General features: G+C 63.1%; 24 protein-coding genes and 2 pseudogenes. 16 read left to right on the top strand and 10 right to left on the bottom strand.

What is annotated here, in order from left to right; translation table 11 throughout:
• Nucleotides 1–23 precede the first annotated feature (23 nt).
• Genes AC1DJB_RS13650 through AC1DJB_RS13640 form a run of 3 tightly spaced genes read left to right on the top strand, consistent with a single transcriptional unit; the run spans nucleotide 24 to nucleotide 3,463 of the window.
• Nucleotides 24–1,289, top strand: a complete 1,266-nt coding sequence (locus AC1DJB_RS13650; RefSeq protein ID WP_441437701.1) for an FAD-binding protein — start codon at nucleotides 24–26, stop codon at nucleotides 1,287–1,289.
• 10 nt (nucleotides 1,290–1,299) lie between these two features.
• Nucleotides 1,300–2,526 carry an ROK family protein gene (locus AC1DJB_RS13645; RefSeq protein ID WP_307053175.1) on the top strand — a complete coding sequence of 409 codons (1,227 nt, stop codon included), beginning with the start codon at nucleotides 1,300–1,302 and terminating at the stop codon, nucleotides 2,524–2,526.
• On the top strand, nucleotides 2,516–3,463 hold the full coding sequence (locus AC1DJB_RS13640) for an aldose 1-epimerase family protein (RefSeq protein ID WP_441433001.1): 948 nt from the start codon (nucleotides 2,516–2,518) through the stop codon (nucleotides 3,461–3,463). The genes AC1DJB_RS13645 and AC1DJB_RS13640 overlap by 11 nt, the downstream gene beginning before the upstream one ends.
• Before the next feature lie 18 nt (nucleotides 3,464–3,481).
• On the opposite strand, the gene AC1DJB_RS13635 is transcribed toward AC1DJB_RS13640, so the two are convergent.
• The 5 genes from AC1DJB_RS13635 to AC1DJB_RS13615 all read right to left on the bottom strand — a co-directional run bounded on the left by AC1DJB_RS13635 (nucleotide 3,482) and on the right by AC1DJB_RS13615 (nucleotide 8,167).
• Nucleotides 3,482–4,669, bottom strand: a complete 1,188-nt coding sequence (locus tag AC1DJB_RS13635) for a 4-hydroxybenzoate 3-monooxygenase (protein WP_441433000.1) — start codon at nucleotides 4,667–4,669, stop codon at nucleotides 3,482–3,484.
• Nucleotides 4,670–4,782: 113 nt separating this feature from the next.
• Nucleotides 4,783–5,535, bottom strand: a complete 753-nt coding sequence (locus AC1DJB_RS13630) for an IclR family transcriptional regulator (protein WP_332602918.1) — start codon at nucleotides 5,533–5,535, stop codon at nucleotides 4,783–4,785.
• 48 nt (nucleotides 5,536–5,583) lie between these two features.
• Entirely contained in the window at nucleotides 5,584–6,147 is a 564-nt protein-coding gene (locus AC1DJB_RS13625; RefSeq protein ID WP_059388779.1) for a hypothetical protein, read from the bottom strand.
• 106 nt (nucleotides 6,148–6,253) lie between these two features.
• A complete protein-coding gene (locus tag AC1DJB_RS13620; protein WP_284988978.1) occupies nucleotides 6,254–7,024 on the bottom strand; it encodes a GAF and ANTAR domain-containing protein in 771 nt (256 codons plus the stop codon).
• Between the two features lie 93 nt (nucleotides 7,025–7,117).
• Nucleotides 7,118–8,167, bottom strand: coding sequence for an FUSC family protein (locus tag AC1DJB_RS13615; RefSeq protein WP_441433052.1), 1,050 nt, complete (start codon nucleotides 8,165–8,167; stop codon nucleotides 7,118–7,120).
• 306 nt (nucleotides 8,168–8,473) lie between these two features.
• Between AC1DJB_RS13615 and mscL the strand changes: the two genes are divergently transcribed.
• The 4 genes from mscL (at nucleotide 8,474) to AC1DJB_RS13595 (ending at nucleotide 11,203) form a co-directional block, all read left to right on the top strand.
• Nucleotides 8,474–8,905: a large conductance mechanosensitive channel protein MscL gene (gene mscL / locus AC1DJB_RS13610; RefSeq protein ID WP_059388782.1), complete on the top strand. Its 432-nt coding sequence runs from the start codon at nucleotides 8,474–8,476 to the stop codon at nucleotides 8,903–8,905.
• 121 nt (nucleotides 8,906–9,026) lie between these two features.
• Nucleotides 9,027–9,890 carry an ACT domain-containing protein gene (locus AC1DJB_RS13605; protein WP_059388783.1) on the top strand — a complete coding sequence of 288 codons (864 nt, stop codon included), beginning with the start codon at nucleotides 9,027–9,029 and terminating at the stop codon, nucleotides 9,888–9,890.
• Nucleotides 9,891–9,920: 30 nt separating this feature from the next.
• Nucleotides 9,921–10,175 carry a hypothetical protein gene (locus AC1DJB_RS13600; RefSeq protein WP_306964542.1) on the top strand — a complete coding sequence of 85 codons (255 nt, stop codon included), beginning with the start codon at nucleotides 9,921–9,923 and terminating at the stop codon, nucleotides 10,173–10,175.
• A gap of 80 nt (nucleotides 10,176–10,255) precedes the next feature.
• Nucleotides 10,256–11,203: a proline dehydrogenase family protein gene (locus AC1DJB_RS13595; RefSeq protein WP_441432998.1), complete on the top strand. Its 948-nt coding sequence runs from the start codon at nucleotides 10,256–10,258 to the stop codon at nucleotides 11,201–11,203.
• A gap of 346 nt (nucleotides 11,204–11,549) precedes the next feature.
• On the opposite strand, the pseudogene AC1DJB_RS13590 reads toward AC1DJB_RS13595, so the two are convergent.
• The 3 genes and pseudogenes from AC1DJB_RS13590 to AC1DJB_RS13580 form a co-directional block, all read right to left on the bottom strand.
• Nucleotides 11,550–12,557: pseudogene (locus tag AC1DJB_RS13590) on the bottom strand (cysteine desulfurase family protein); the annotation flags it as partial.
• Nucleotides 12,518–12,760, bottom strand: a complete 243-nt coding sequence (locus AC1DJB_RS13585) for a hypothetical protein (protein ID WP_332602813.1) — start codon at nucleotides 12,758–12,760, stop codon at nucleotides 12,518–12,520. The gene AC1DJB_RS13585 and the pseudogene AC1DJB_RS13590, both read right to left, overlap by 40 nt.
• Nucleotides 12,757–13,524, bottom strand: a complete 768-nt coding sequence (locus AC1DJB_RS13580) for an EamA family transporter (RefSeq protein WP_332602812.1) — start codon at nucleotides 13,522–13,524, stop codon at nucleotides 12,757–12,759. Before AC1DJB_RS13580 ends, AC1DJB_RS13585 begins: the two co-directional genes overlap by 4 nt.
• Before the next feature lie 1,316 nt (nucleotides 13,525–14,840).
• On the opposite strand from AC1DJB_RS13580, the gene AC1DJB_RS13575 reads away from it, so the two are divergent.
• The 5 genes from AC1DJB_RS13575 (at nucleotide 14,841) to AC1DJB_RS13555 (ending at nucleotide 19,956) form a co-directional block, all read left to right on the top strand.
• Complete coding sequence (locus AC1DJB_RS13575; protein ID WP_306964553.1) at nucleotides 14,841–16,193, top strand: MFS transporter; 1,353 nt, start codon at nucleotides 14,841–14,843, stop codon at nucleotides 16,191–16,193.
• A gap of 101 nt (nucleotides 16,194–16,294) precedes the next feature.
• Nucleotides 16,295–16,978, top strand: a complete 684-nt coding sequence (locus AC1DJB_RS13570; protein WP_307053167.1) for a GntR family transcriptional regulator — start codon at nucleotides 16,295–16,297, stop codon at nucleotides 16,976–16,978.
• Entirely contained in the window at nucleotides 16,975–17,772 is a 798-nt protein-coding gene (locus AC1DJB_RS13565) for an aspartate/glutamate racemase family protein (RefSeq protein ID WP_441432997.1), read from the top strand. The genes AC1DJB_RS13570 and AC1DJB_RS13565 overlap by 4 nt, the downstream gene beginning before the upstream one ends.
• 8 nt (nucleotides 17,773–17,780) lie before the next feature.
• Nucleotides 17,781–19,214, top strand: a complete 1,434-nt coding sequence (locus AC1DJB_RS13560; protein ID WP_441432996.1) for an amidohydrolase family protein — start codon at nucleotides 17,781–17,783, stop codon at nucleotides 19,212–19,214.
• Nucleotides 19,215–19,221: 7 nt separating this feature from the next.
• Nucleotides 19,222–19,956 carry a maleate cis-trans isomerase family protein gene (locus AC1DJB_RS13555; protein WP_059388791.1) on the top strand — a complete coding sequence of 245 codons (735 nt, stop codon included), beginning with the start codon at nucleotides 19,222–19,224 and terminating at the stop codon, nucleotides 19,954–19,956.
• 18 nt (nucleotides 19,957–19,974) lie between these two features.
• On the opposite strand, the gene AC1DJB_RS13550 is transcribed toward AC1DJB_RS13555, so the two are convergent.
• A complete protein-coding gene (locus AC1DJB_RS13550; protein WP_035743560.1) occupies nucleotides 19,975–20,178 on the bottom strand; it encodes a cold-shock protein in 204 nt (67 codons plus the stop codon).
• A gap of 268 nt (nucleotides 20,179–20,446) precedes the next feature.
• Between AC1DJB_RS13550 and AC1DJB_RS13545 the strand changes: the two are divergent.
• Nucleotides 20,447–20,764 (top strand): annotated as a pseudogene (locus AC1DJB_RS13545) (SDR family oxidoreductase); the annotation flags it as partial.
• A gap of 81 nt (nucleotides 20,765–20,845) precedes the next feature.
• Here the strand turns inward: AC1DJB_RS13545 and AC1DJB_RS13540 are convergent.
• A complete protein-coding gene (locus AC1DJB_RS13540; RefSeq protein ID WP_284988896.1) occupies nucleotides 20,846–21,898 on the bottom strand; it encodes an iron ABC transporter substrate-binding protein in 1,053 nt (350 codons plus the stop codon).
• A 325-nt stretch (nucleotides 21,899–22,223) separates the two neighbouring features.
• On the opposite strand from AC1DJB_RS13540, the gene AC1DJB_RS13535 reads away from it, so the two are divergent.
• From AC1DJB_RS13535 to AC1DJB_RS13525, 3 genes are all read left to right on the top strand, one after another.
• On the top strand, nucleotides 22,224–22,877 hold the full coding sequence (locus AC1DJB_RS13535) for a hypothetical protein (protein ID WP_476910536.1): 654 nt from the start codon (nucleotides 22,224–22,226) through the stop codon (nucleotides 22,875–22,877).
• Nucleotides 22,878–22,931: 54 nt separating this feature from the next.
• Nucleotides 22,932–23,366 carry an SRPBCC family protein gene (locus AC1DJB_RS13530; protein WP_059388794.1) on the top strand — a complete coding sequence of 145 codons (435 nt, stop codon included), beginning with the start codon at nucleotides 22,932–22,934 and terminating at the stop codon, nucleotides 23,364–23,366.
• Nucleotides 23,367–23,496: 130 nt separating this feature from the next.
• Nucleotides 23,497–24,126, top strand: a complete 630-nt coding sequence (locus tag AC1DJB_RS13525) for a hypothetical protein (RefSeq protein WP_307053163.1) — start codon at nucleotides 23,497–23,499, stop codon at nucleotides 24,124–24,126.
• The last annotated feature ends 198 nt before the right edge of the window (nucleotides 24,127–24,324 follow it).

Raw genomic sequence — 24,324 nt, 5'->3', positions numbered from 1 at the left:
GCCCTCGAACGAAGGATTCAACCGTGACTGATCAGCTGGTGGCGGAACGCAACTGGGCAGGAAACTACAGCTACCAGGCACCGCAACTCGCCCATCCCGCCAGCGCGGAGGAACTGCAAGGTCTCGTGGCAGGCGCCCAGAAGGTCCGTGCGCTTGGCTCCAGGCATTCCTTCAACTCCATCGCGGACACGGCCGGTACCCTCGTGGTGCTGGACCAGCTGGATCCGGGCATCAGCGTGGATGCGGCGAACATGACCGTCACCGTGAGCGGTGGCACGCGGTACGGGACCCTGGCGGCAGAACTCCAGCGCCAAGGCTTCGCCCTTCACAACCTCGCCTCGCTCCCCCACATTTCGGTGGCAGGAGCTGTCTCCACCGCCACGCACGGCTCCGGTGATGCCAACGGCAACCTTGCCAGCGCCGTCGCGGGCCTTGAGCTGGTCACGGCGGACGGCAGCATTCTCAGCGTAGGCCGCGGCGACAAGGATTTCGACGGAATGGTGGTGGGACTCGGCGCACTCGGCATCGTCACCAAATTGACCCTGGACATCCAGCCAACCTTCGACGCCGCCCAGAGCGTGTTCGAAAACCTCAACTGGGACCTCGTCCTGGAAAACTTCGACCAGATAACCTCCTCCGCGTATAGCGTCAGCCTGTTCACCGATTGGAGCGAAGACACCGTGGGCCAGGCGTGGCTCAAGAGGCGCGGCGGCGATGCGGCCGTGGAAACGTCGGATTTCTTCGGCGGCACCCCGGCAACAGAAGCCCGGCACCCCCTTCCCGGCGTGTCAGGCAGCAACTGCACGCAGCAGCTCGGCATGGCCGGGCCGTGGTCCGACCGGCTGGCCCATTTCAGGATGGAATTCACACCGAGCCAAGGCGACGAGTTGCAGAGCGAGTACCTCATCCCCCGTGAACACGCCGTGGACGCCCTCCGCACCATGCGCCGGCTCTCCCACGTCGTGACTCCCCTGCTGCTGGTTGGCGAAATCCGCACGGTGGCCGCCGACCAGCTCTGGCTGAGCGCCAACTACGGCCGCGACGGCATCGGCTTGCACTTCACGTGGCGCCAGGACCAGCCGGCCGTCGAAGCCATCCTGCCGCTGCTTGAGGCGGAACTGGCTCCGTTCGCGGCGAGGCCGCACTGGGGCAAGCTGTTCGACGCCGGTGCTGCCGCCGTCGCGCCCTTGTACCCTCGCTTCAACGACTTCATCGCCCTGGCTGAACGCCTCGATCCGTCCGGAAAGTTCCGCAACGACTTCCTGGACCGAACGGTGTTTGGGAGCTGATATTGTCGCGATGATGCCCTCCCCCACCCGAAATCCCGTCACCGCCAGCGAGCCCGATCCGTCACGGCGAAACAACCTGGCGCTGCTGACCTCCCTTGTCCACCACAACGGTGTACTCAGCCGTGCCCAGCTGACCAAGCGGACGGGCCTGAACCGGTCCACGGTAGGGGCGTTGATAGGGCAACTCGTGAACTTGGAAGTGGTGTATGAGACGGCGCCCTCCGGCGAAGCGCAGGTGGGCAGGCCCAGCCCGATCGTCCATCCCCGGCCGTCCATAGCTGCCCTTGCGGTCAACCCGGAGATCGATGCTGTCACCATCGGTCTTGTGGGCCTCGGGGGGAAGGTCCAGAAGAAGATCCGTTTCGACACCGAGCGGATCCCGACGGCCAAAGAAGCCGTGAACATCGCGGCGGCCGTCATCGAGGGAATGCGGTCGGAGCTCGACACGTCGTACCAGGTCATGGGCGTGGGCATCGCAGTGCCCGGGCTCGTCAACCGCGGCGACGGCGTGGTCCGGCACGCCCCGCATCTGGGCTGGCGCGATGAACCCATAGCCCGAATGCTCGGCGAAGCTACCGGATACCCCTGCCACGCGGCCAACGACGCATCGCTCGGCGCCGAGGGTGAACTCCTTTTCGGCGCCGGCGCGGGCCAAAGGAACCTGATCTTCCTCAACGGTGGCGCCAGCGGCATCGGCGGCGGAATCATCGCTGACGGGGAATTGCTTCGCGGGACATCCGGCTACGCCGGGGAACTTGGACATACCTTTGTCCGCTCGACCGGCAAACCTTGCCATTGCGGGGCCGCAGGCTGCCTCGAGACCGAAGTCTCGCAGTCCTCGCTTTTTGAACTGGCCGGGATCGGCGGTGGGGATGCGGGTGAACTCGAGCAAGCGCTTCGCCGGAACAGCAGCGAAGCGGTGGGCGCCGAAGTGGCACGCCAGCTTGAGTATCTTGGCATCGCCTTGCGGAATGCGGTGAACATTTTCAACCCTGAAGCGATCGTCCTGGATGGCTTCCTCGGCGTCTTGCACGCCCTGTCTCCCGGGACATTGGACAGCTCGCTGCGATCCCAGGCGATGGACGGACCGGCTGGCCAGGTAAAGATCTACCGGGCCGCCCTCGGCTCGGATCTCATGATGATCGGAGCCGCGGAACTGGCCTTCGCACAGTTCCTCGCGGATCCGGCCGGCGCCTTAGCTACGCTTCCTCTTAGCAAGGTCGACTATGTCTACTGACAATTCGCCCATGGGCGAACATTTCGAACTCACGGCCAGCATCGGCGGCCGCATCCAGCGCGCCGTCGTCACGGAAATCGCCGCCAGCCTGCGGGAGCTCGCCGTCGACGGCGTGGCCCTGGTCCAGGACTATCCCGCCGATGCCCAACCGCCATGGTGCTCGGGCTGGGTCCTGGTCCCGTGGCCCAACCGGGTGGCTGGCGGCACATGGAGCGACGACGGCGTCACCCAACAACTCGATATCACCGAACCGGACAACGGCAATGCTTTGCATGGATTGCTGACGCACACTCCATACGGGGTCAGTGCCCGGACCGCTGACAGCATTACGCTCGACGCCGGCATCTCGCCGCAAGCTGGGTACCCCTTCGAGCTGTCGACGTCGGTCCGTTATCAACTCGTGGAGGACGGGCTGCTTGTCACCCACCGCCTGGAAAACACGGGCCACCGGTCCGCGCCCGTCGCGCTCGGCGCCCATCCTTTCCTCCGGCTGGGCAGCGTGCCGACGGACGAACTCACGCTCTATATCAACGCCGCTACCCACATCGAGGTGGACGAACGCCTGAACCCCAGCGGAATCACCACGGACGTCGCCGGAACCACGAACGACTTCCGCACAGGCCAGCTGGTTGGTTCAGTTGACCTCGATGACGCCTGGAGCGATGTCCACCGCGAGGACGACGGAAGCTCGGTGCACTACCTCGAAGCGCCCGACGGCAGCCAAGTCCAAATGTTCATGGATGCCTCCTTCGGCTACGTCCAGGCCTTCACTACCACGGACTTCGCCACCGACGGCGGTATGGTGACCGCCGTCGCGGTTGAACCGATGACTGCGCCCGCCGATGCCTTCAACAGTGGCGAAGGCCTGCGCTGGCTGGAACCCGGGGAGGCCTGGGAGCCCAGCTGGGGCATCCGGTACGTGACGACGCGCGAGTAGCCAGCCGCGCGTCGCCGGCTACTTCCCCGTCGGCCACCCCGTGTACGACTCCGCAAGGTAGGCACGGGCGTGCCGGGACGAGACCACGGAGTGGAGCTCGCCGAGCTGGCGCGCGCGTCCGAAGTCGTCCGATCCAGGAGCGGTGTGCAGCATGGACGTCATCCAGTAGGAGAAGTGCTGGGCTTTCCAGACGCGTTCCAGGGCGCGGTCGCTGTAGGACTCGAGCAGGCCGTTGGAACCGTTCGAGTAGAAGGACTCCAGGCCTTCGAAGAGCACTTTGACGTCGTGCAGGGCCAAATTGAGGCCCTTGGCACCGGTCGGGGGGACGGTGTGTGCGGCGTCGCCGGCCAGGAACAGGTTCCCGTGGCGCATCGGAGTGTGGACGAAGCTGCGGAACGGCAGGACCATCTTCTCCAGGACCGGGCCCTCCTTGAGCTCAAAGCCGTTCCCGTTGACGCGTTTGCGGAATTCGGACCAGATGCGCTCGTCGTCCCAGTCGGTCACGTTTTCTTTGGGGTCGCACTGGAAGTACATGCGCTGCACGTTCTCGGTGCGCTGGCTGATCAGGGCGAAGCCGTTCGCGGAGTTGGCGTAGATCAGTTCGTCCGAGCTGCGCGGGGCCTGGGCGAGGATGCCGAACCAGGCGAAGGGGTATTCGTGGAAGTACCATTTCCGGTTGGCCTCGGGGATCTGGAAGCGGCAGTGGCTGCGGGAACCGTCGGCGCCCACCAGGAAGTCCGCCTGGATCTCGAATTCCTGGCCCTCGGCGTCGGTGTACCAGACTTTCGGCTTGCCTTCGAGGTCATGGACGGTGGTGTCCGTGACGCTGTACCGGACGTCGCCGCCGTCGTCCTTGCGCCGTGCTGCAAGGTCGAGGAAGACGTCCGTCTGCGGGTACAGCCAGACCGATTCCCCCACGAGCTCTTTGAAATCGATCCGGTGGCTTTCGCCGTTGAAGCGCAGTTCGATCCCGTCATGCCTGTCGCCGTCGCGCAGCACGCGGTCCGAAACCCCGCTGTCCACGAGCAGGTTCACGGAGCCGTGTTCCAGGATGCCCGCACGGACCGTTTCGGCGATCTCCTGATGGCTGCGGACCTCGATGACGGTGGATTCGATCCCCGATTTTGCCAGCAGGTGGGAAAGCATGAGGCCGGCCGGGCCGGCGCCCATGATGGCCACTTGGGTGGTGATGATCTTGCGTGCCATGGTGTTCCTCGCTTCATTGCGGAACCGCGCCTAAGGGCCGCGGTGGTTCTGCTGATCAGTGTGACCCCCGCCGCATCGTCGGCGTTAGACGAATTCCGTTCAACGGAAAACCCTTAAGTGTTCCGCTGCTCCCCGAGCTGGCGCCCGATTCCGCGCGCCGCCGTCTGCAGCGCCGGCACCAACGCCTGCAGGCGCATTTCGGCGAGGGGAACCACGACGCCGAGCGCCGCCACCGTGCGCCGCTTGCCGTCCGCGACCGGCACCGCGATTCCCCAAGTGTCCGGATCCACGACGCCCGCGAGCTGCGCGTACCCCTGCTGGGCGGTTTCAGCCAAAAGGTGACGGACGACGTCGGCCGTCACCTTTCCAGCTGGGTCGCTGAACTGTTTGAGGTAATCGGCCTGCTTTTCCCGCGGCTGGCTGGCCATTAACGCCAGCCCGGCCGAAGAAATGTGAACGGGCATCCGGCCGGCAACGCGGGCACGGTTGGCCACGGATCCCCGGCGGGACAGCCGCTCCACGAACAACGCTTCCCAACCATCGAGCACGGCAAGGTTCACGTTCTGGTTCAGGACCTGCTGGATATCCTCCATGAACGGCAGGGCCGCTTGCCGGAGGGCCAAGGTGGGTGAATTCCGGTTGACGAGTTCCCATAACCGCAGGCCCAGGCGGACATCTCCGCCGGCAGCCAGATCCAGGAGACCGTGGTCGGCGAGCTGCCGGACCAGGCGATGGGCACTCGTGAGCGGCAAGCCGGCAGTCTCCGCGAGTTCGGAAAGCCGCAGTGACGTGGATCCTTCGGGGAATGCTTCGATGATCCGGACGATGCGGTCCACGACGGAATCACCGGATGCCGAGTTGGCCACTGCGCTTTCCCCATTTCCCACGGATTCCATTCAATGGTGGGCTCAAGTTTACTGCGGTTCAGCGGGATCCGCAGGGGCATGCTTGGTTTCCCGGCGCGAAATCTCCAAGCCGATCGCGTCGTAGTGCGCCAGCACTACCGGCGAGGCGGATGTACCGGGCTGGTCCAGCAGGCCAAACGCGAAATCGCTGGCAGCAAGAAGTTCTTCATCGGAGCATTTGTCCAGCGGTTGGAGTCCCGCCGCGTCGATTGAGGCTGCGAATTCGCCGGTGATTTCAATCGATTTCGTTCCCGCCGCGGCCCCGAAACCGGGACTGGCAGGCTTGTCCGTGAATTCCAGGGAAACGCCGGATCCGGTGGGCAGGCCAACTTCGGTGGCTCCGCCGTCGATCGCATTGAGGTCGTTGCGGAGTCCCGCTAGTGCCTGCGATTCGACAATCGCGGCGTGCGAAAAGCCGACTCTGATGTGGGAGGTGATGCCCATTCGGCGAATCCGGCGAACAATGTGAACCAGCGCGGAGCGGGAGTCCTGATTCAGGCTCCCCCGCACGTCGATCTCGACAGCGTCGGTGGAAACATCAAACTTTACAAGGGCGTGCAATCTACGGTCCATAGGTACTCCAAAAGAGGCGTCTATGGCCGACGGCTCAACCTCAAGAAGCCTATCCTCCGGAACCCTCGTTGTACACCCCGCGAGTCGACCGACGAGCGGGCCCGCCTCACCCGGCCCGGCTGCGGCCCGGCTCCTGGGCGGGCTCTTCGAAGTGGGTCAGGGTGCCCGCTGCGTCAACGGAGTCCACCAAGGACGTGGCGATATCGCGCAATTTCACGTTGCGATTGCTCGAGGCCTCCGTGAGGATCCGGACAGCGTCCTCCTGGCTGCAGCGGCTTTGTGCCATGACAATTCCAACGGCGATATCGATCACTGTGCGGGACTCCATGGCCGCCCGGAGATTCTTTGCGCTGTCTGCATGGAGGGCGAACCTGATAGCGAGACGCAAGGCCTGCGACACCTCACGGGTATATCCGCGGGCCCGATCAGCAGCCCGTTCGTCGAACTTGTACGGGGCCTCGGAGTACAGGTTGAGCGCTGCTTTGGCCTCTCCCTCCAGATTGAAGGGCAACGACAACACCGACCTCAGTCCGTGCGACGCAACGGCACTCGCATAGTCGGGACCCCAGCGGTTCTCTTCAAGAAGATCCGGGACGTGGACTTCCCTTTCCTCTTCGGCAGCCGTCAAACATGGCCCCTGGGCCAAGGAATACTGGATCTCGTCCACTTCGCGGGCCGCATCACTGCTCCAACCAATCGTGAGTGCCTTCCGCTCGCGCAGCAGCGTGATCCCACAGAGCGCGTCATCGCCGTCGCCCGCCATCTGGTGGGCAGAAAACCGCGCCAGCTCGTTGAGGAATTCCTCGAAGTCGGCACTCTCCAGGATCAGGTTCTGGATTCGGTCGATGGTGGTCAAAGTGTTATCTGCAGGAAGCATGGCGCGTTCTCCCGGTGAATATGCTGATTGGGGCATGTGGAAACAATAAGTCCCTTTACATAAGGTCCCACACGGTCGCCAATTGGGAAACGCCTAGCCGGAAGTGAGTTCCCTGACCCGGGACCATGCCGCAGGCGCCAATACCACCGCGACGCCGACGGCGGCCCCGATCACGGTCTCCACAATGCGGTCCCGCAGCAGGAGCGCGGGCGGAACGTTGGCAACCAGCAAAGTGGAAATGAGCGCGAGCGGTGTGACGAATATCTGCGCCACGAGATATTGGCGCGTAATGAAGAGCTCTGCTCCGAACTGGCATGCGGCAATCACCAACACCATCTGCCATGGCGCCGGACCGAGCCAGAGGATTCCGGCCAACACCAGCAAACCGAGCAATGTCCCCACGATCCTCTGGATTCCCCGTTGCACCCGATGCCGGGTACTGCGCCCAACCAGGGGAACTACTGCCGCCACCATGGCCCAATAGCCGTGTCCGAATCCGAGCCACTGCCCAACCAAAGTAGCAAGCGTTCCGGCTAGCCCGGCAGCCAGGAAGTAGCCCAGGCCTTCCAGCCAAGCTGCCCGGATTTCCTGGGGCAGCAACCGGTCCGCAGCCGGTCGCTTCCATGGTGTCCGGTGGCTCGGGACTACCCGCGCCGACATTCCGATCAGCAACGCCAACACGGCAGTCAAAACCGCCGCCAACATCCCTTCCCAGAGCGGGGGCTGCTGGGGAACGGAGGCGATCGCGGCGAAAGCGAAAATATGGAAGAGCGAACCTGCCGGGCGAAGCCTCCACAGCGCGGTCACCACGGAGCAAAATGCGGCAACCAATGTGGTGCCTAGCGTGAGGATCCACAGGTACGCGTCCGAGCCCTGGCCAACCCGGGCGGTCAGGGTGGCAAGCAGGATGATGCCGAGGAGCAACGAACCGGCACGGAGCTGGCTTCGAAAACGGTGGCTGTGGGGCTCGTTACGGCCGTAGATATTCGTGAACGCCGCAAAGCTGGCGAAGACCACAAGGTCCAGCCGTCCGAACAACACGAGGGTGATCAACGGCAGGAAGACGCCCACCGCGCAGCGCACAGCCGGGTGATGGTCCTTGTTGCCAGGACCGATCCTGAACATCTCTGCCAGGGCGTTCAATGGCTTGCCTGCCTCTTTGCTTCTCTTGAGCGCCGAACTGCTCAACTAATCCCCACCGCCACCCTCGCCTCGCAAGCTCGGCCAGGGAACCCTGGCGGCGTGGGCCCACGACGGCGGCACTGGCATCCGCTACGAGCTTACGCCGGGAGGCTCCAGGCAGCCGGACCGCCTTCCGTTGAATGGTAGGTCGTGAAGCGAAGTAAGACGGCGGCACGTCTTCGATTGATAGTCTCATGTCGGTTGTTACCAGCCGGGCCGGGGCGATTCCGGCCACATCACCTGTACCCATTCACCGGAGGTCAATCCATGCTCAAAGGTTTCAAGGACTTCGTTCTTCGCGGCAACATCATCGAGTTGTCCATCGCCGTCGTCATCGGCACCGCGTTCACAGCCCTGGTCGCAGCGTTCACCACCAACATCATCAACCCGGTCATCGCCGCCGCCGGCGGAGTCAACGCCCAGGGGCTCGGCTTCGCGATTTGGCCCGACAACGCGAAGACCTTCGTCAACTTCGGCGCCGTCATCACCGCGTTCGTAACTTTCCTGATCACGGCCGCCGTGGTGTACTTCATCTTCGTTGCGCCCATGAACAAGATCAACGAACTGACCAAGCGCCGCGCCTCCATCGAAGAGCCCGAGGACGAGCCACTGCCGGCTGATACCGCCCTGCTTGTTGAAATCCGCGACCTCCTGACCGAGCTCGCCGCTGCCAACAAGAGCAACGAGAACGCCCGCTAGGTTTCGTGAATCACGGCCAGTTCGGCGCGTCCGGTCGGCGCCGAACTGGCCCCATGAATACCGCCCCAGATCGTGACGCAGGCGCAATCCGCCTGAAACAGGGTTCGGGCACGATAGTGCCATGAAGCCGAAGAAGAGGTCTTCCGTTACCGCTGAGCTCTCCTGCGAAGTGTGCGGGCAGATGCCCGAGGCTCCGAAGGCAAGGGTCACCGTGGCCCAAATCGCGGTGATGCTTCCCATTGAACTTCTTGTCCACGCCATTGTGGTTGAAACGCAACTGCCTTACCTGGCCAAGGTGCTCCTCCTGACCGTGACCGCAACGGTCCTGGTGATTTGGGTTGCCGAGCCCTCCGCGGCCAGGATCCTGCGGCGCTGGATCCACGCACCTGCCCTCCGCCACCGCAGGAAGCTCCATTCGGCCCCGGCGCTTTGGCGGGCGAGGACTGTGCTCCGCGACCAGCCAGGCTCCCTCCAACGCATGACCCACTCGCTCGCCCGGACGAACATCAACATCCTCAGCATCCATGTCCACCCCATGGATGGAGCCGTCATGGACGAATTCGTGGTGTCTGCCCCGGGCCACCTCGGCGAGCATGAGCTACTGACAGCGCTCGACGACGGCGGTGGCCGGGATTCGCACGTGTGGCCTACCACTGCACTCGCCATGGCGGACGGCCAGACAAAGGCCCTGAGCCTGGCTGCCCGGATCGCCGACAACCCGGACGAATTACCGCTGGCGGTAGCAGAACTGCTGTCGGCGAAAATCGTCACCCCTGAACCCGAAGGGCCGGCCGCCGAGGCAGGCGCCGCCGTCGGGCCCTCCACAACCCTCCTCAAGATTCCGACCGCATGGCACGGGCCGCTCCTGTTCTCCCGACCGGACGAACCGTTCACGCCGGCGGAATCGGCACGCGCACATCGGCTTGCCGAGCTGGCGGAAATCCTGGCGCACACCCGGAGCGCCGACGCCAAGGACCGGGACTAGACCGGCCGACAACTGGAAGGTGGTGGCAGGATGAGCGCCATGGACATGAGGGAGATGGATTCCGCAGGGGTGTCCGTTCCCGGCCAGCCCAGCGCCGAGGCGGTGGCCACGAGCCGGGAGCCTCAGCACTGGGGCCGGGCGATGGCCGTTGCCATCAGCAAACTCGCGGACCAGCTGGCAAGCGAGGACGCGCATGAAGCCCTGATGGGCCGCGAACTCCGGCTCCGCGTCACCCCGGATCCGGACGGCGCACGCATCTCCGTGTGGTGTTTCCCGGAGGAGTAGCGAGGGCGGAGGGCCGATCCGGATTTCACATCATGAACCCGACGCCGGCGTCCACAAACTCCGCCGGTACAGTTTGGCGGGTGACTACCAAGATTGATCTCGAGCGTGCTGCCGATACCCTCCGGGCGTGGGCTTTGGATGAAGACCTGAAGCAACGCGTCATGTCCACGCCAGCCTTGGCAACAATGGCTTCGCGCGTGGCAAGGCGATACTCAGCCGGGGACACCACCGCCGATGCCATCGAGGTAGCCGCAGCGGCGGTGGCGCGCGGGCATGCCGCCAGCATCGAGTATGCCGGCGAGAGCGTGCGCAACGCCGAGCTCGCACGCTCGGAAGCCGGGGTCTTCCTTGAGCTGGGCGTTGCCCTCGGGAAGTCCGGCCTGCCGGGCACCATCTCTTTCGACCTCTCCCACCTCGGCGCACTCGTGGACCGCGATCTGGTCCTCAACCATGTACGCCAGCTCGCCGCGATAACTGAACCGTACGGAACGGGACTGATGATCTCGGCCGAAGGCTCCGACCGGACCGATTTGGTCCTCGACCTGTACGACGAGCTCGCAGCAGAGATCCCCCGCGTCGGCATCACGCTCCAAGCCCGCCTGCACCGCACCCCCGGAGACCTCGAGCGGGTCCTTCGCCACCCGGGTACCGTTCGCTTGGTCAAAGGCGCGTTCCTCGAGCCCGAGTCCGTCGCCTACCCTCGCAACAGCGCCGAACTGACGGCTGCCTACCTCGACCTCGCGAGCCAGCTCATCCGCTCGGGCCACTCCCTGTCCCTCGCAACCCACGACGACGAGCTCGTCAACACGCTCATCTCCAGGCACGGCGAGGCACTGAAGACAGACGCGATCGAATTCGAGATGCTCCTCGGACTCGGGACCGACCTTCTCGACCGGCTCCACAGGGCCGGGTACAGGACCCGTGAATACGTCATCTTCGGTGGCGAATGGTGGTTGTACATCCTGAATCGCATCGCGGAACATCCCGAGCGGGTGCTGACGGCTCTCGCCGACCTCAACCCGAGCTAAGCCCTCCCCGATCCCGGCTGCCCTGCGACGCGGAAAATACCCTGCGATACCGGTATTCCAGCGTCGCAGGGTATTTTCCGCGTCGCGTAGCCAGCTGCGCATCGCGAGGTAGGAAGCGCGTCGGCAGGCCATTTGCGTGTCGCCATAGCAACGCCCCAGCGCCGGGTTGCCCGGTATCCCATGCAATACCCGGCAGACCTAGGAATTGCGTCGGTATCCCATGCAATACCCGGCAGACCTAGCGTGCGGCCTGCTAATATCCACTGTCAGATCTCTGAGGTAGGTTCCCGGTCCTCGGCCTCGTCTTCCTAGATCTTGACGGTGTCGGCCTTGAGTACGCTCGCGCCTACGAACTTTGGAGCCGCTGAACAGCCTTCGCAATCATGCCTGCTGCCTCGTCGATTTCCTCCGTGGTAGTGAAGCGCCCGAATCCTACGCGAATACTGGACCTGGCCATGGCGCCGTCAAGGCCAATGGCCATGAGAACATGTGAGGGATTCTGGTCGCTGCTGTTGCAGGCGGACCCAGTCGACATGGCTATTTTCGGTAGGGCTGATAGCAGGTCCACCGAATCGATGTCCGGAATCCTGAAATTCAGGCAATTCGGAAGAGCGTCATCGAGCGGCGAGTTGGCGGTGACCGTTTGGATGCGCTTGGACAACTGGTTCCAGAATCTGCTTCTCAGGTCGAGAACTCTTTGCTTTTCGCTGGCGGAGATCTCGTTGGAAATTTTTATTGCTTCCGCGAATCCGACGATGCCGGTGATGTTTTGCGTCCCAGGCCGGCGCCCTCCCTCTTGGCCGCCGCCGAACAACATGTTTTCGAACCCCCCATGCAGCGTCTGGGTTTCCTTGTCGATGTAGAGGGCTCCGATGCCTTTGGGCCCGTAAATTTTGTGCCCTGAGAAGCTGATCAGGTTTGGGCCCAGGGATTTGAAGTCCGGAGCGAGATAGCCGATGGCTTGCGTGGCGTCGCAGTGAAACCGAACCCCTGCCTCACGAGTGATGGCGGCGATGTCCGTGACCGGTTGTATGGTGCCGATCTCGTTATTAGCCAGCATTATCGACACGAGGCTGGTGTTGGGCCTGATCGCGTCGGCAATGTCATTGGGTGAGACGATCCCTTGTGCGTCCACGGGCAGAAAGGTGACTTCACCGCCCCGCTTTTGAAAGGCGAGGCAGGCATCCAGGACGGATTTGTGCTCGATGACAGAGGTAATGATGTGGTTGCTGCTGGACCCAGCTGCAGTTGCGGTTGCCCAGTTGTTGGACTCCGTCGCCCCGGAGGTGAAGAAGAGCTCACCCGGGCGGCAATTCAGCACTCTAGAGATGCTGCGGCGGGCCTTTTCGATTCCGTGAGGTTCGCGGTGTTGGCGCCGTCCAAGACTGTGCCAAGGCTGAGCCCTGCCATCATCGAACTCCGCGAAAAATCATCGATCCCGGTTGGTGCATCGAAATATCCGCATGAGATCAGGGCTTGCGTGTCGCCGGTAACCTCAACCGACAAATCCAAGCCGTCCAGAAGTCGATCAATATCCATGGCGGGTGCTGTCTTCATTGCACACTGACCTTCTTTTGTGAAGTTGATGATTCAGCAAAAACGGCAACGCCGGCGCAGACCGTGAGAATCGCGATACCTGCCATCTGCCGAAAGTCCAGGCTTTGATGTAGAACCACGGCACCTACGGTGGAAGCCAACGCAGGGTCAAGGGCAGCGACGAGCGCGAATACCAAAGCTCGAAGGCGTTTCATTGCAAATAGCTCCAGCGCAAACGGAGCCAGCAAGGTCAATATGGAAACAATGAGCGCATGGAGCGCCAATTCAGGAGTGAATAGAACAGCGGGCGGAGCGTTCACCATGAAGGCAGCCAGCGCAATGGGTAGGGCAACCCATAGCCCCTTACTAAGAGTGAGCATCGGGTGGTTGGCCTGCGGAATGGAAGTCCCGACATGGATGTATGCGGTCAGTAGCAGTCCCGTTGCCGCAGCAAAGAACAGACCTTCGAGTGCAGTCGTCGCGCCATAGGTCGGAATCATGAAGAGCCCGGCAACCGCCAGCCCCGCAGCAACCCGGGCCGTGGTGTTGCGGGACCGGATGCATCCGATAACGAGAGGCAGTGTGAACTCTATGGAGACGGCCAGGGATAGATCAATGGTGGATATCGCCCGGTAGAAGGTGACCTGCATCAGCCCCAGCACCAACCCGTACTTGAGGATGAATCGGACCGGCGCTCGACTCGATGATTTCATCATGAAAATCACTGGAAGAGTCAGGATCGCGGCAATCCCGATTCGCAAAACCGTCGCACTCGCGGCGCCCATCGAGCTAATCAACCCGACCGCGACGGCGTTACCGATTTGAAGGAGCGAGAGGCTCGCTACGGACGCCAGAATGCCGGCCCTGTGTCGGGATGACTCTGGCCTATTTGCTTGAAAAGTCAATTGCTGACCCGTTCCGAGTCGGCATGGTGCAAACACGCGGAGCCAGCCTTGGCCGTTTCCGCCGAAGGTATACGCGCTATTTTCACGAGAGGATGCCCAATTATCCAGAAGTGAGTCGTGCATTTGCGCTTGTATGCGGCGCCTGAAAATCCTCACACAAACCTTTTGACAGGGCCAAATAGTTTGTGACAGCAACGTGACACACAAATTCGGATGCGGTTGGCAGTGATTATCCCTGTTGGGGCGGCGTACCCAGGGGCTTGTGGGCCCGGCCCCCCTTTTTGTTTGGGCCGCCACCCTTCAAAGTTTTCCGGGTTCGTGGATGAGCGCGAGTTGCGCGTTGCGTGCGGGACCGGCCCTTAACACGCGCCTTGTCCACGTGAAACACCACCCCAGCCGATATGGCATCGTCCCCCTTGTCGACCTCCGCCGGCCGGCAGACCCCGAAAGGCGAATCGAGCAAGTGCCCTGAACCGGACGGGGATCCTCCGACCGTCGGGATCATCGTAGGTCCGACGCCTACCTCGAGGAAGGCGCAACGGGTGCGAGTGAACCCCTCCACGCCTCCGGTATCCCATCTGCGCACCCGCGTTTCAATAACAAGCCACCCTCCTCACCGACCTCAACCCGAGCTAAGCCCTCCCCGACCCTGCCCGCCTCGCGACGCCCCAAATGCCTCGTGACACCCTAAACGCCTCGTGACCCGGAAAATCCCTATCGACACCGGTATTCGGGCGTCGCCAGACTTTCTCCTCGTCGCATAACCAGTTGCGTGTCGTGAGGTAGACAGCGTGTCGTGGGGTCGGGAGCGCGTCGGCAGGCAGGAACACGCGAACACGCCGGTATCCCATGCCCCACCCGGACAAGCCTAGGAATCGTGTCGGTATCCCATTTCCCGCACCACTCGGGTGAGTGAACCCATATTCCGCCAGACTTCGCCCCCGGTCACATTCTGTTTCTTCACGTTGTATACCAAAACTCTTGACAGTGCGCCGGGTCACATCTAATTTTGATTTTGGGATCCCAAAGCGGGATCCCAAAACGGACCCAACGAACCGGCAGCGTCCCTCCTCCCAGAAAGAGGACCGGGCCGCTACTGCTGCCGCCGGCGCGAGTCCAGCTGCCGCGGCAACCCGCACCCAGCTCAACAATTCAAGACTTTCCCCGCTCCCCAAACTCCCCCTGAAGGAGAAACTGTGTCTCTCCAAAACACCGAAACAGAAGCGCATGCCGCCGAAGGAAAAGCAGAAGAAAAAGCCGGCAAGGACGGCGTGCAGCGACGCACGAGTGTCCGTTGGAGGCTCTTCGTCCTGCTGCTGATCCTGGTCGCCGTCAACTACATCGACCGCGGCTCCATCTCCGTGGCACTGCCCATCATCCAAAAGGAATTCAACCTCGCACCGGAGCTCGTCGGGCTCCTGCTTTCGGCATTCTTCTGGACCTATGCCCTCATGCAGATCCCGGTCGGCTTGCTCATCGACAAGTTCGGCCCCCGTAAGGTCGTCACGGCGTCGTGCATCGGCTGGGGTGCCGCAACGGCAGCATCCGGCCTGGCCGGCGGCTTCCTCAGCATGTTCATCGCCCGCTTGGGTATCGGCGTCGCCGAAGCAGGCGTCATGCCGGCCGGCGGCAAGCTCAACGCCATCTGGATGCACAAGAAGGAGCGCGGCCGCGGCGCCACGATCCTTGACGCAGGCGCCCCGCTCGGAGCCGGCCTGGGCGGTATCCTCATCACCTGGCTCATCGCCTCAACAGGCAGCTGGCGCTACTCGTTCATCATCGCCGGTGCCGCCACCGTCCTCATGGGCCTGGCTGTCTGGTGGTACGTCCGGGACAATCCCCGCAACCACAAGGCCGTCAACGACGCCGAGGCCGAATACATCGAGTCCTCCCACGCCGAAGAAGACGCCGAGGCCACGAAAGACGGCGTCAAGGGCAAGCGCGCACTCCTCCCCTACCTGAAGTTCCGCTCTTTCTGGGCCATGTGCTTTGGCTGGCTGGGATTCAACGGCGTGTTCTACGGCCTGCTGACGTGGGGCCCGCTCTACCTCGCCCAGGCCAAGCACTTCAACTTGAACACCATCGGCTGGTCCACGTTCGTGATCTTCGGCGCAGGCTTCGTCGGCGAGATCCTCGGCGGCGCTATCGCCGACAAGTGGCGCGCAGCTGGCGCCTCGGCCAACCTGGTCATGCGTACCCTGCTGGGCATCTCCAGCGTCGTGGTGGTCGGCGGCCTGGTTGGCGTGACGGTCGTCGCAGACCCGATCACCGCCGTCGTGCTCCTCTCAGTGGTCTTGTTCTTCCTCCGCTGGGTGGGCCTCTTCTGGTCCATCCCGTCAATCCTCGGCGGCCGCACCAACGCTGGCGTCCTCGGCGGTGCAATGAACTTCAGCGGCAACATCGCAGGGTTCGTCACCCCGATTGTGGTAGGCCTGATTGTCGGGGCCACGGGCTCCTACACCTGGGCGCTGCTGTACTTTGTAGGATCCGCCGTGATCATGGGCGTCTCCGTCCTGACCCTGAACTACAACAAGCGGCTTCCGGTCTAACTCGCCTGACCGGGCCGGCCGTGCGGTCCTGAACCGCCGCACGACTGGACGCCTCCGGGTTGCCGGGCGCATTGACCCAAGAGAACACGAATGGAGCAAGAATGCTGATTGCAGAAGAAACCCCCACCACGGACCGTCCCCTCCGGGAATCCGTGCGGGACGCCATCCGTTCGCGAATCTTCGAGGGTCACTACGCGCCCGGCACCCGGCTGGTGGAGCGGGACCTCGCCGCCGAATTCAACGTCTCGCGACTCCCCATCCGCGAAGCCCTCCGCATGCTGCGGCAGGAAGGCCTCATCCAGGACCGGGCCTCACGCGGTTCCGAAGTGGCGGGGTTGAGCCCCAAAGACGTCGAGGACCTCTTCGACGTCCGCCAGTCGCTCGAAGTCCTCGCCTGCCGCCTGGCCGCGGCCCGCGCCACGGACAAGGACCTCAAGCACCTGGCCGGGCTCCTCGATGAGGCCGATCGCTTCCTTGCGAAAGGCTCAATTCTCGAGGCGCACCGCGCCAATAGCGAATTCCACGATGCCATCACGGCCATCGCCAACAACGATTTTCTCCGCACCGCGCTGGAACCGCTCCAAGGCCGCATGCACTGGCTCTTCCGCCACGTGCACGACCTGCCGGAGCTGATCCAGGAGCACCGCGATCTCTACGCCGCCATCGCCAGCGGCGATGCCGAGCGCGCCGCAACCCAATCGGCGTCGCACATTGGAAAGTACCGCGAGCAGTTCCCCCAGAACGAGCCCGCCACCGAACTCAAGTTGCAAGGCAAACGACCATGAAATTGCTAGTCATCAATCCCAACATCAGCGCGGATGTCACCGCGCTGATCGACGCCGAAGCCCGCCGCTCGGCGGGGACCGACACCGAGCTGATCGTCAGGACCGCCGGACATGGCGTCGAATACATCGAGACCCGCTTCGAATCCCTCATCGCAGCCGGAGCCGTCGCCGAAATCATCGCCGAGCACTGCGGCGGCGATCCGGCTGCGGACCGCATAGACGGCGTCGTCGTGGCCGCATTCGGCGACCCCGGAATGCCTGCGCTCAAGGAACTGACCGACGTGCCGGTCATCGGGATCACGGAGGCCGCCCTCTGCGCCGCGGCCCTGCAGGGCCAACGCTTCTCCATCATCGCCATTTCGGACCGCATCACCGCTTGGTACCGGGACTGCGTGGAGCATTTCGGACTTGGCAGCCGTCTTGCCTCGATCCGTTCCATCAACCAGAGCCTCAACGGCATCGGCACTGTGCAACAGGACTTCAAGGAAACCCTCCTGGCACTGAGCCGGCTAGCGGTCGCCGAGGACGGCGCCGACGTCGTCATCCTGGCAGGTGCCCCGCTTGCCGGACTCGCGCGTGAGCTTGAAGGACAAATCCCCGTGCCCGTGGTGGACGGAATCTCCGCCGGGATCCGCATGACCGAAGCGGTTGTGGCCCTGCAATCCGGCTTCCACCGCCAAGGCGCTTTTGCGCCGCCGCCCGTCAAGCACCGCCGGGGACTGTCCGAAAACCTCGACGCCGCCCTGACCGCCATCCAGTCCGCCGCCGGCACCGCCGTTCCAGCAGGAAGGTAGGAACCACCGTGACCATTCCCGATCTCGTCATCGCCCACGGCACCGTGGTCAACAGCTTCGGCCGGCAAGCCGCGCACGTCGTGGTCGACGGCGGCCGCATCATCCAGCTCATCGACGCCGCAGAACCGGTCCCCGCGGCCGCGCGTATCATCGACGCTTCGGGCAAGTTGGTCATCCCGGGCGGTGTGGACGGCCATTGCCACGTGGCCCAAGTGACCGGCCGCTTCCGCACCCTGGATGACTACCGCACCACCTCCACCGCAGCCCTGTGGGGCGGCACCACAACCATCATCGACTTTGGTATTCCGCGTGACGCCCAGGAATCCCCGCTGGACGCCGTCCTGAACAAGAAGCGCTTGGCCGCCGAATCCCGCTGCGACGTCGCGCTGCACGGCTCCGTGGTCAGTTGGGACGAGACCGTGCCCTGGCAGCTGGAGCAACTCGCCGCCGAGGGCATCCGTTCGGTGAAGATGTACACCACCAACCGCGGCTCCACCATGGCCGACGGCGACACCATCCTGAAAGTCATGCGCGAAATGGTGCGCCTGGACGGACTCACGTACATCCATGCCGAACACGATCCCATCATCGCCGACTGCACCGAACAGCACGCTGCGGACGGCCGGATCGGCATCGAGCACCTGCATTCCACACGGCCCGAGCTCGCCGAGGAAATCTCTGTCAAAGAGACCCTCGCCATGGCCGAGTACACCGGTGCGCCGGTCTACTTCGTGCACCAGTCGACCCCCGGAGCGGTGGATCTGGTCACCGAGGCCCGCGGGCGCGGCCAGGAAGCCTACTCCGAGACCTGCCCGCACTACCTGACGCTGGATGACACCGTCTACGGCTCAAAATTCCCCGAATGGTATGCCTGCTGCCCGCCGATGCGCAGCGCTGAAACCGTCGCCGCGCTGAAGGAACGGCTCGCGGACGGAGCGATCCACACCGTCTCCTCGGACCACTCCTGCTACGACCTCTCACAAAAGCGGGAGCGCACCGACGACGTCCGCTTCATGCCGCACGGGCTGCCCGGCGTCGAAACCCGAATGCCTGTCACATTCACCGCAATGGCGCCCAACAGCACAGTGGAGGACTTCGTCGAGGTCTTCTCGGCCGGTCCCGCGCGGATCAACGCCGTGCCCGGCAAGGGCAGCATCGCGGCAGGGTTCGACGCCGATCTGGTCATCTTCGATCCCGCCGAAGAACGCGAGGTCGACGGCGGCGCGCTCCACATGGGTACTGACTTCTCGCCTTTCGAAGGGAAGACGCTGAACGGCTGGCCCGCCGTCGTCGTCTCCGCCGGACGCGTCGTGGTCGACGACGGCGGTTTCCACGATCCCGGACCGGTGGGCCGTTTCGTCGCCCGCAACGGCTTCGCCGCCCACCACGACGCCCTGTCCGTTCGAATATCGCCGTCCGTTCCCGCCACCGTTTCTGCTTAGGAGAACCATGCCTTCCGAACACCGCCCCACCCGCATCGGCATGATCGTGCCGTCATCCAACACGTGCCTTGAGCCGCAGAGCTACCGGATCCTGGGTGACCGCGAGGACGTCACCATCCACTTCACGCGCATTCCGGTCACACGCATTGCACTGGATGATTCCTCGGACAAACAATTCGATTCGGCCGTCATGAGGGAGGCCGCCGCATTGCTCGCGACGGCGGATGTAGACGTCATCGCATGGAACGGAACCTCAGGCTCCTGGCTCGGTTCCGCCCATGACGAAGCGCTGGTCCAGGAAATCACGGAGGCCACCGGGATCCCGGCCACGACCTCTACGTTGGCCTACCTGGAGGCCTTCAAGGCGTTCGGCACAGAAAGGATCAGCATGTTCACGCCCTATACAGGGGACGTGAACCATGCCGTCATTGAGTCATATGGGCGCGAAGGAATCAGGACGGTTGACCACCGCCACCTGGACCTCAGCAACAACGAATCCTTCGCCCGGGTCACGGACGCGGAGATGCTGCCCGGGTCCTTGGAACTTGCCGCCTCGAACCCGGACGCGCTCATTTATTTGTGCACGAACCTTTACGGCGCCAACATCACCGCGGAAGTGGAGGAAACCACCGGAGTGCCGGTGCTTGATTCCGTGGCGGTGACGCTATGGCACTGCCTCAAGCTTGCCGGAGCGCCCTTACTGGCACCCAAGTGGGGCCGGCTGCTTGCCGAACTAGCCTGATTCGTCAGTGGTGCCCTCTTAAAGAGGCTGGATGTTCTCCGCCTGGGGGCCTTTCGGGCCTTGGACGACGTCGAACTGGACCCGCTGATTCTCGTCCAGTGATCGGTACCCGCTTGAGGCGATCGCTGAGTAGTGGGCAAAAACGTCCGCCGAACCGTCGTCGGGGGCAATGAAGCCGAAACCCTTTTCGGCGTTGAACCACTTGACAATACCTGTTGCCACGGCCATGTTCCTTCTCTGAATCTGACTGGCCACCGGCTTCAAACCCGATGCCCCCGGACGCATACGTCCGCTTCCTCAAAGCTACGTGGCGGGGTTCGGGGGCGCAAGGATCTTCGGGGGTCTCGGTGTTCCCTGGGGCCCGAATCTTGAGGATTTCTTGTTCCTCTGCAGGGCGGGATCTTGAAACTGGGACGGCAGAGTGGTTGGCGATTAGCGTCGGCGGCCATGAAGGAGAACACCAGGTGGGGTTGTTCCGGCGCCGGTTCGAAGCGGCCGGATTGTCGCCTTGACGAGCGACCACACTGTTCACAACCTGCCGTATGGCGCGAGCAAGGGGGCCCTCGACCGGATCGTCACAGCGTCCGCCGTCGAGCTGGCAGGCCGGGGCGTGCGGGCGAACGTGGTGAACCCGGGCCCGATCGACACCGGGTGGATGGACGACGCTACGCGGCGTTCGGGCATTGACCCGACTCCAGCGGGTCGACTCGGCACGGCCGAGGACACGACGGACCTGGTGAGATTCCTGTTTTCCGGGCAGGGGTCGTGGATGAATGGCCAGATTCCTTATAGCAACGGGGGCTTCAAGGTCGGCTGGGCACTGACGGACCGCAGCCCCCGTCTTCGACGGGACAGGGGGCGGTCCGCAGCAGCAAGGCGGCCCTGGGGCCTAGAGAAGCCCGACCTTGGTCATCAACTCGGTAACCTTTTCGCTGTTGAGCTTGGCGGGGTCCACCGAAGGTGCCTGAAGGTCCTTGAGGGGCACAAGCTTGGAGTTCGCCGGTACGTCGGAGCCAACGGTGTATTCAAAGGAGTCACCGTTCTGGAGGACCTGCTGACCCGCTTTGCCCGTGATGAACTTCAGGAACTGCTGGGCTTGGGCCTGCTTCTTGCTGGATGCCAGAACAGCGCCGCCGGAGACGCTGACGAACGCACCCGGGTCCTGGTTCTTGAAGTAGTGGAGATCAACGTTCTTGCTGTTTTCTCCGGTCTGGGCCTGGTCCACGAAGGAGTAGTAATGGTACAAAACTCCTGCGTCGACCTCGCCTGCGTTCACAGCCGCGAGCACCGGGGTGTCGTCCTTGTAGGACTTGAAGTTGGTTTTAGCCGCCTCCAGCCATTTCTGGGTGGCGTCTTCTCCCTTGAGCGCAAGCATCGCGCTGACAATAGCCTGGAAATCGGCTCCACCCGTGGACGCACCGATGCGTCCCTTCCATGACGGGTCCGCAAGGTCCATCAAGGACTTCGGAAGCTTGTCTGCACTGAGCTTGGTCTTGTTGTAGGCCAACACGGTGGAGCGGGCCGCGATGCCCGTCCAGTCGCCGGTGGAGGGCCGGTACTGCGTAGGGACTTGGCTAAGGGTTGCCTGATCGACGGGGGCGAGCAACCCGGCACTCGCGATGCGGACCATCGCCGGGGAGTTTTCCGTGAGGAAGACGTCCGCCGGAGAGTTCTTGCCTTCCTCACTGAGCTGGTTGCTCATTTCAAGGTCGTCACCATTACGGAGCGTAACCTTGATTCCCGTCTCCTTGGTGAAGGCGTCCACCCATGCGCCGGTGAGGTTTTCATGCTGCGCGTTGTATACGACGATGCCGTCACCGGACGCGCCGGCCGTGGAACCACCGCTCGCAGTACCGCTTGGTGCGCCGCTACACGCAGAAAGTGCCAGCAGCGTGGCCGTGGCGGCGGCAAGGGCCGTAGCGGGTTTGATGCCGAATTTCATGGGGGGCCTTTCAAGGGTTCCGGCTGGGACCGGAATGGCTGGGGGTTGCCGTACCCTTCGTGCACAGCAGCCCGACGAGTCGGGAGGAACGGCAACGAGATAGGCAAGGCAATCCTTACTGTAATAACAACATGCTGCTGTTGCGTAATTCTGGGCACACTGAGGTCGACTGTTACAAACGGGAGCCTTGGCGCTAAATCTGTTCCGGTCCGCGTAAGGAAACCATTAAGGACCGACGACGGCCGCTCGGTTTGGTGGTCTGATGAAGAAAGGACGCACGGCCTATTCGGGCTTTGGGCCAACCTCGGTAGGAGCTGAATCCACCATGAAACGCAGTCCCCTCAACCAAGGAGCGGCATACGCTTCCGAGCTTGCCGGCGCGGCTCCGGAAGACTACGTCGTTGTCGATGAGCTCGGCGATTTCACGTACTACCCGTCCAAGACCGCCATGCTGGAAGACCTTGAGTACGTTGAGGAAGCGGCCAGCATCCTCGACCGGGCGGGGAACAACTTCCACTTGACCTTGGAGGAAGGCCGGAAGCTGACTCTTGGGTCCTCGTTCGGTCGGGTCGAATTCACGTGGCTCCGCCAAACCTGGATCAGCGACCGCCGCCGCGAACCGCAAGCGCATCGTTTGCTCCGCCTCTACCCCACAACGCTCGATGCCCTTCTGGCTGGAATATTTGAAACCTTGAGCCTGGAACTTGCCAGCGGCGCCACCGGTTCGCCCTGGGTATTGGATGTAGCGGGAGAAGAGACCCACTGCGCGACGCTCAGGGAGGTCGATGGCCTCCTCGCGCGGATGGACCACCTTGAACGAATAGCAGTGCGGGACCCCTTCGGACACGACTACCGGCCGATACGTCATGCGACCCACCGCCTTCACGCCCCGGGTGCAGGCGCGATCTACTACGTGGAGATTGAACCCCAGAGTGAAGAGGCCCAGCAGCGCCCCGAAGAATCTGAGCATCTGCCATGACTTCCTTCAATGGGGGTTACCGCCCGCTAGGCGCGTTCTGCAATAGTTAGGGACATGGTGGACGTCCAGACCGAAATACTGATCCAGCGGCCCCGCGAGATCGTGGCAAGTTATGCTTCCAACCCGGACAACGCGCCGGTCTGGTATGTGAACATACGATCTGCACAGTGGCAGACGCCGAAGCCCCTCGCGGTCGGATCCCGGGTTGCCTTCACCGCAAGGTTCCTGGGCCGAAATCTGGACTATGTCTACGAATTCACCGAGCTTGTCCCCGGCGAGAAACTCACCATGCGCACAAGCCAAGGTCCTTTCCCGATGCGCACCACTTACACCTGGTCCGATGAGAATGGCGCCACCCGCATGACCCTCCGCAACACAGGTGAACCCTCCGGGTTCTCCGCGCTTGCGGGCATCCTCATGGCGCCAATGATGCGCACCGCCATGCGCAAGGACCTGGAGAACCTCAAGAAGATCCTCGAAGCCGGCTAGTCCACGAGCCCCAGGCTCTCCCCACGGCGTCGAATCGCCGACGCATTTATTCGCCGCAATTGCTGGCGAATTTCCTCTGTCGCGTGCAAGGATGACCCATACGATCGCCGCGGTCCACATTGGGGGAAACATGACCGAAAGCACCAACCTGCCGGAAAACACGCAGCCCGGCAGCAACGAATACGGCGCATCGCAGCGTCCCAAGCCTGAGTTCGGAATGAGCGCTCCGGATGCCCCGGGCCCCCACATTCCCTCTTGGCATCCGGAAGCCAACCAATCTCAGGCACCAGCATGGCCGCCCGCCCGCCCAGTTCGAACTGCCGAAAACGTGGGCCGAGGCGCGCTGTTCGCCCTCCCTGCCCTCCCGATCGGCGTCGTTCTGTGGCTTGTCATCTGGAGTTTTGGCTGGATGTCCTCGCTCGTCACCTTCGCCGCTGCCGCGATGGCGGCCCGTTTCTATGTCATGGGAGCCGGCGGGCTGAGCAGAAAAGGCGTGTGGGTGATAGCAGCCATCACAGCTGCCACTGCGATTTTGTCTTTCGTAGCTGGAGTCTGGCTGGACGCCGCCAAGTACATCAATAGCCAGCCCTTGTCTTTGATCACCAGCTCCGAACCGTGGGACCTGATGAACTACAACCTGGCGAACAACCCGAATTTCGTGAAGAGTTACATGGGCGACTTCTTCATGGCGCTGCTCTTCGGCGCCTTGGGTTGCTTTTTCACCCTTCGACGCATGTTCGCAGCCACCAGGAACGGCTGAACGGCCACCAGGAAGTCGATCAACCCCCCTACCCGTTGGTGAGGGTGACGTCGTCGAGGTACATCCAGGTGTCGTCGGCGGGGCTGGAGCCGTCGAGGTGGACGTTGTACCAGAGGGTGATGGTTTGGCCTTTGTAGGCGGTGAGGTCGGCGGTGAGCTGGGTCCAGGTGCCGTTGTTGTTGCAGAGTTTGAAGAGGC

The organism is Arthrobacter sp. 01T428 (genome assembly GCF_056398685.1).
Note: the sequence above shows the minus strand (reverse complement) of the source record. Positions and strands in the feature narration are given on the sequence as shown.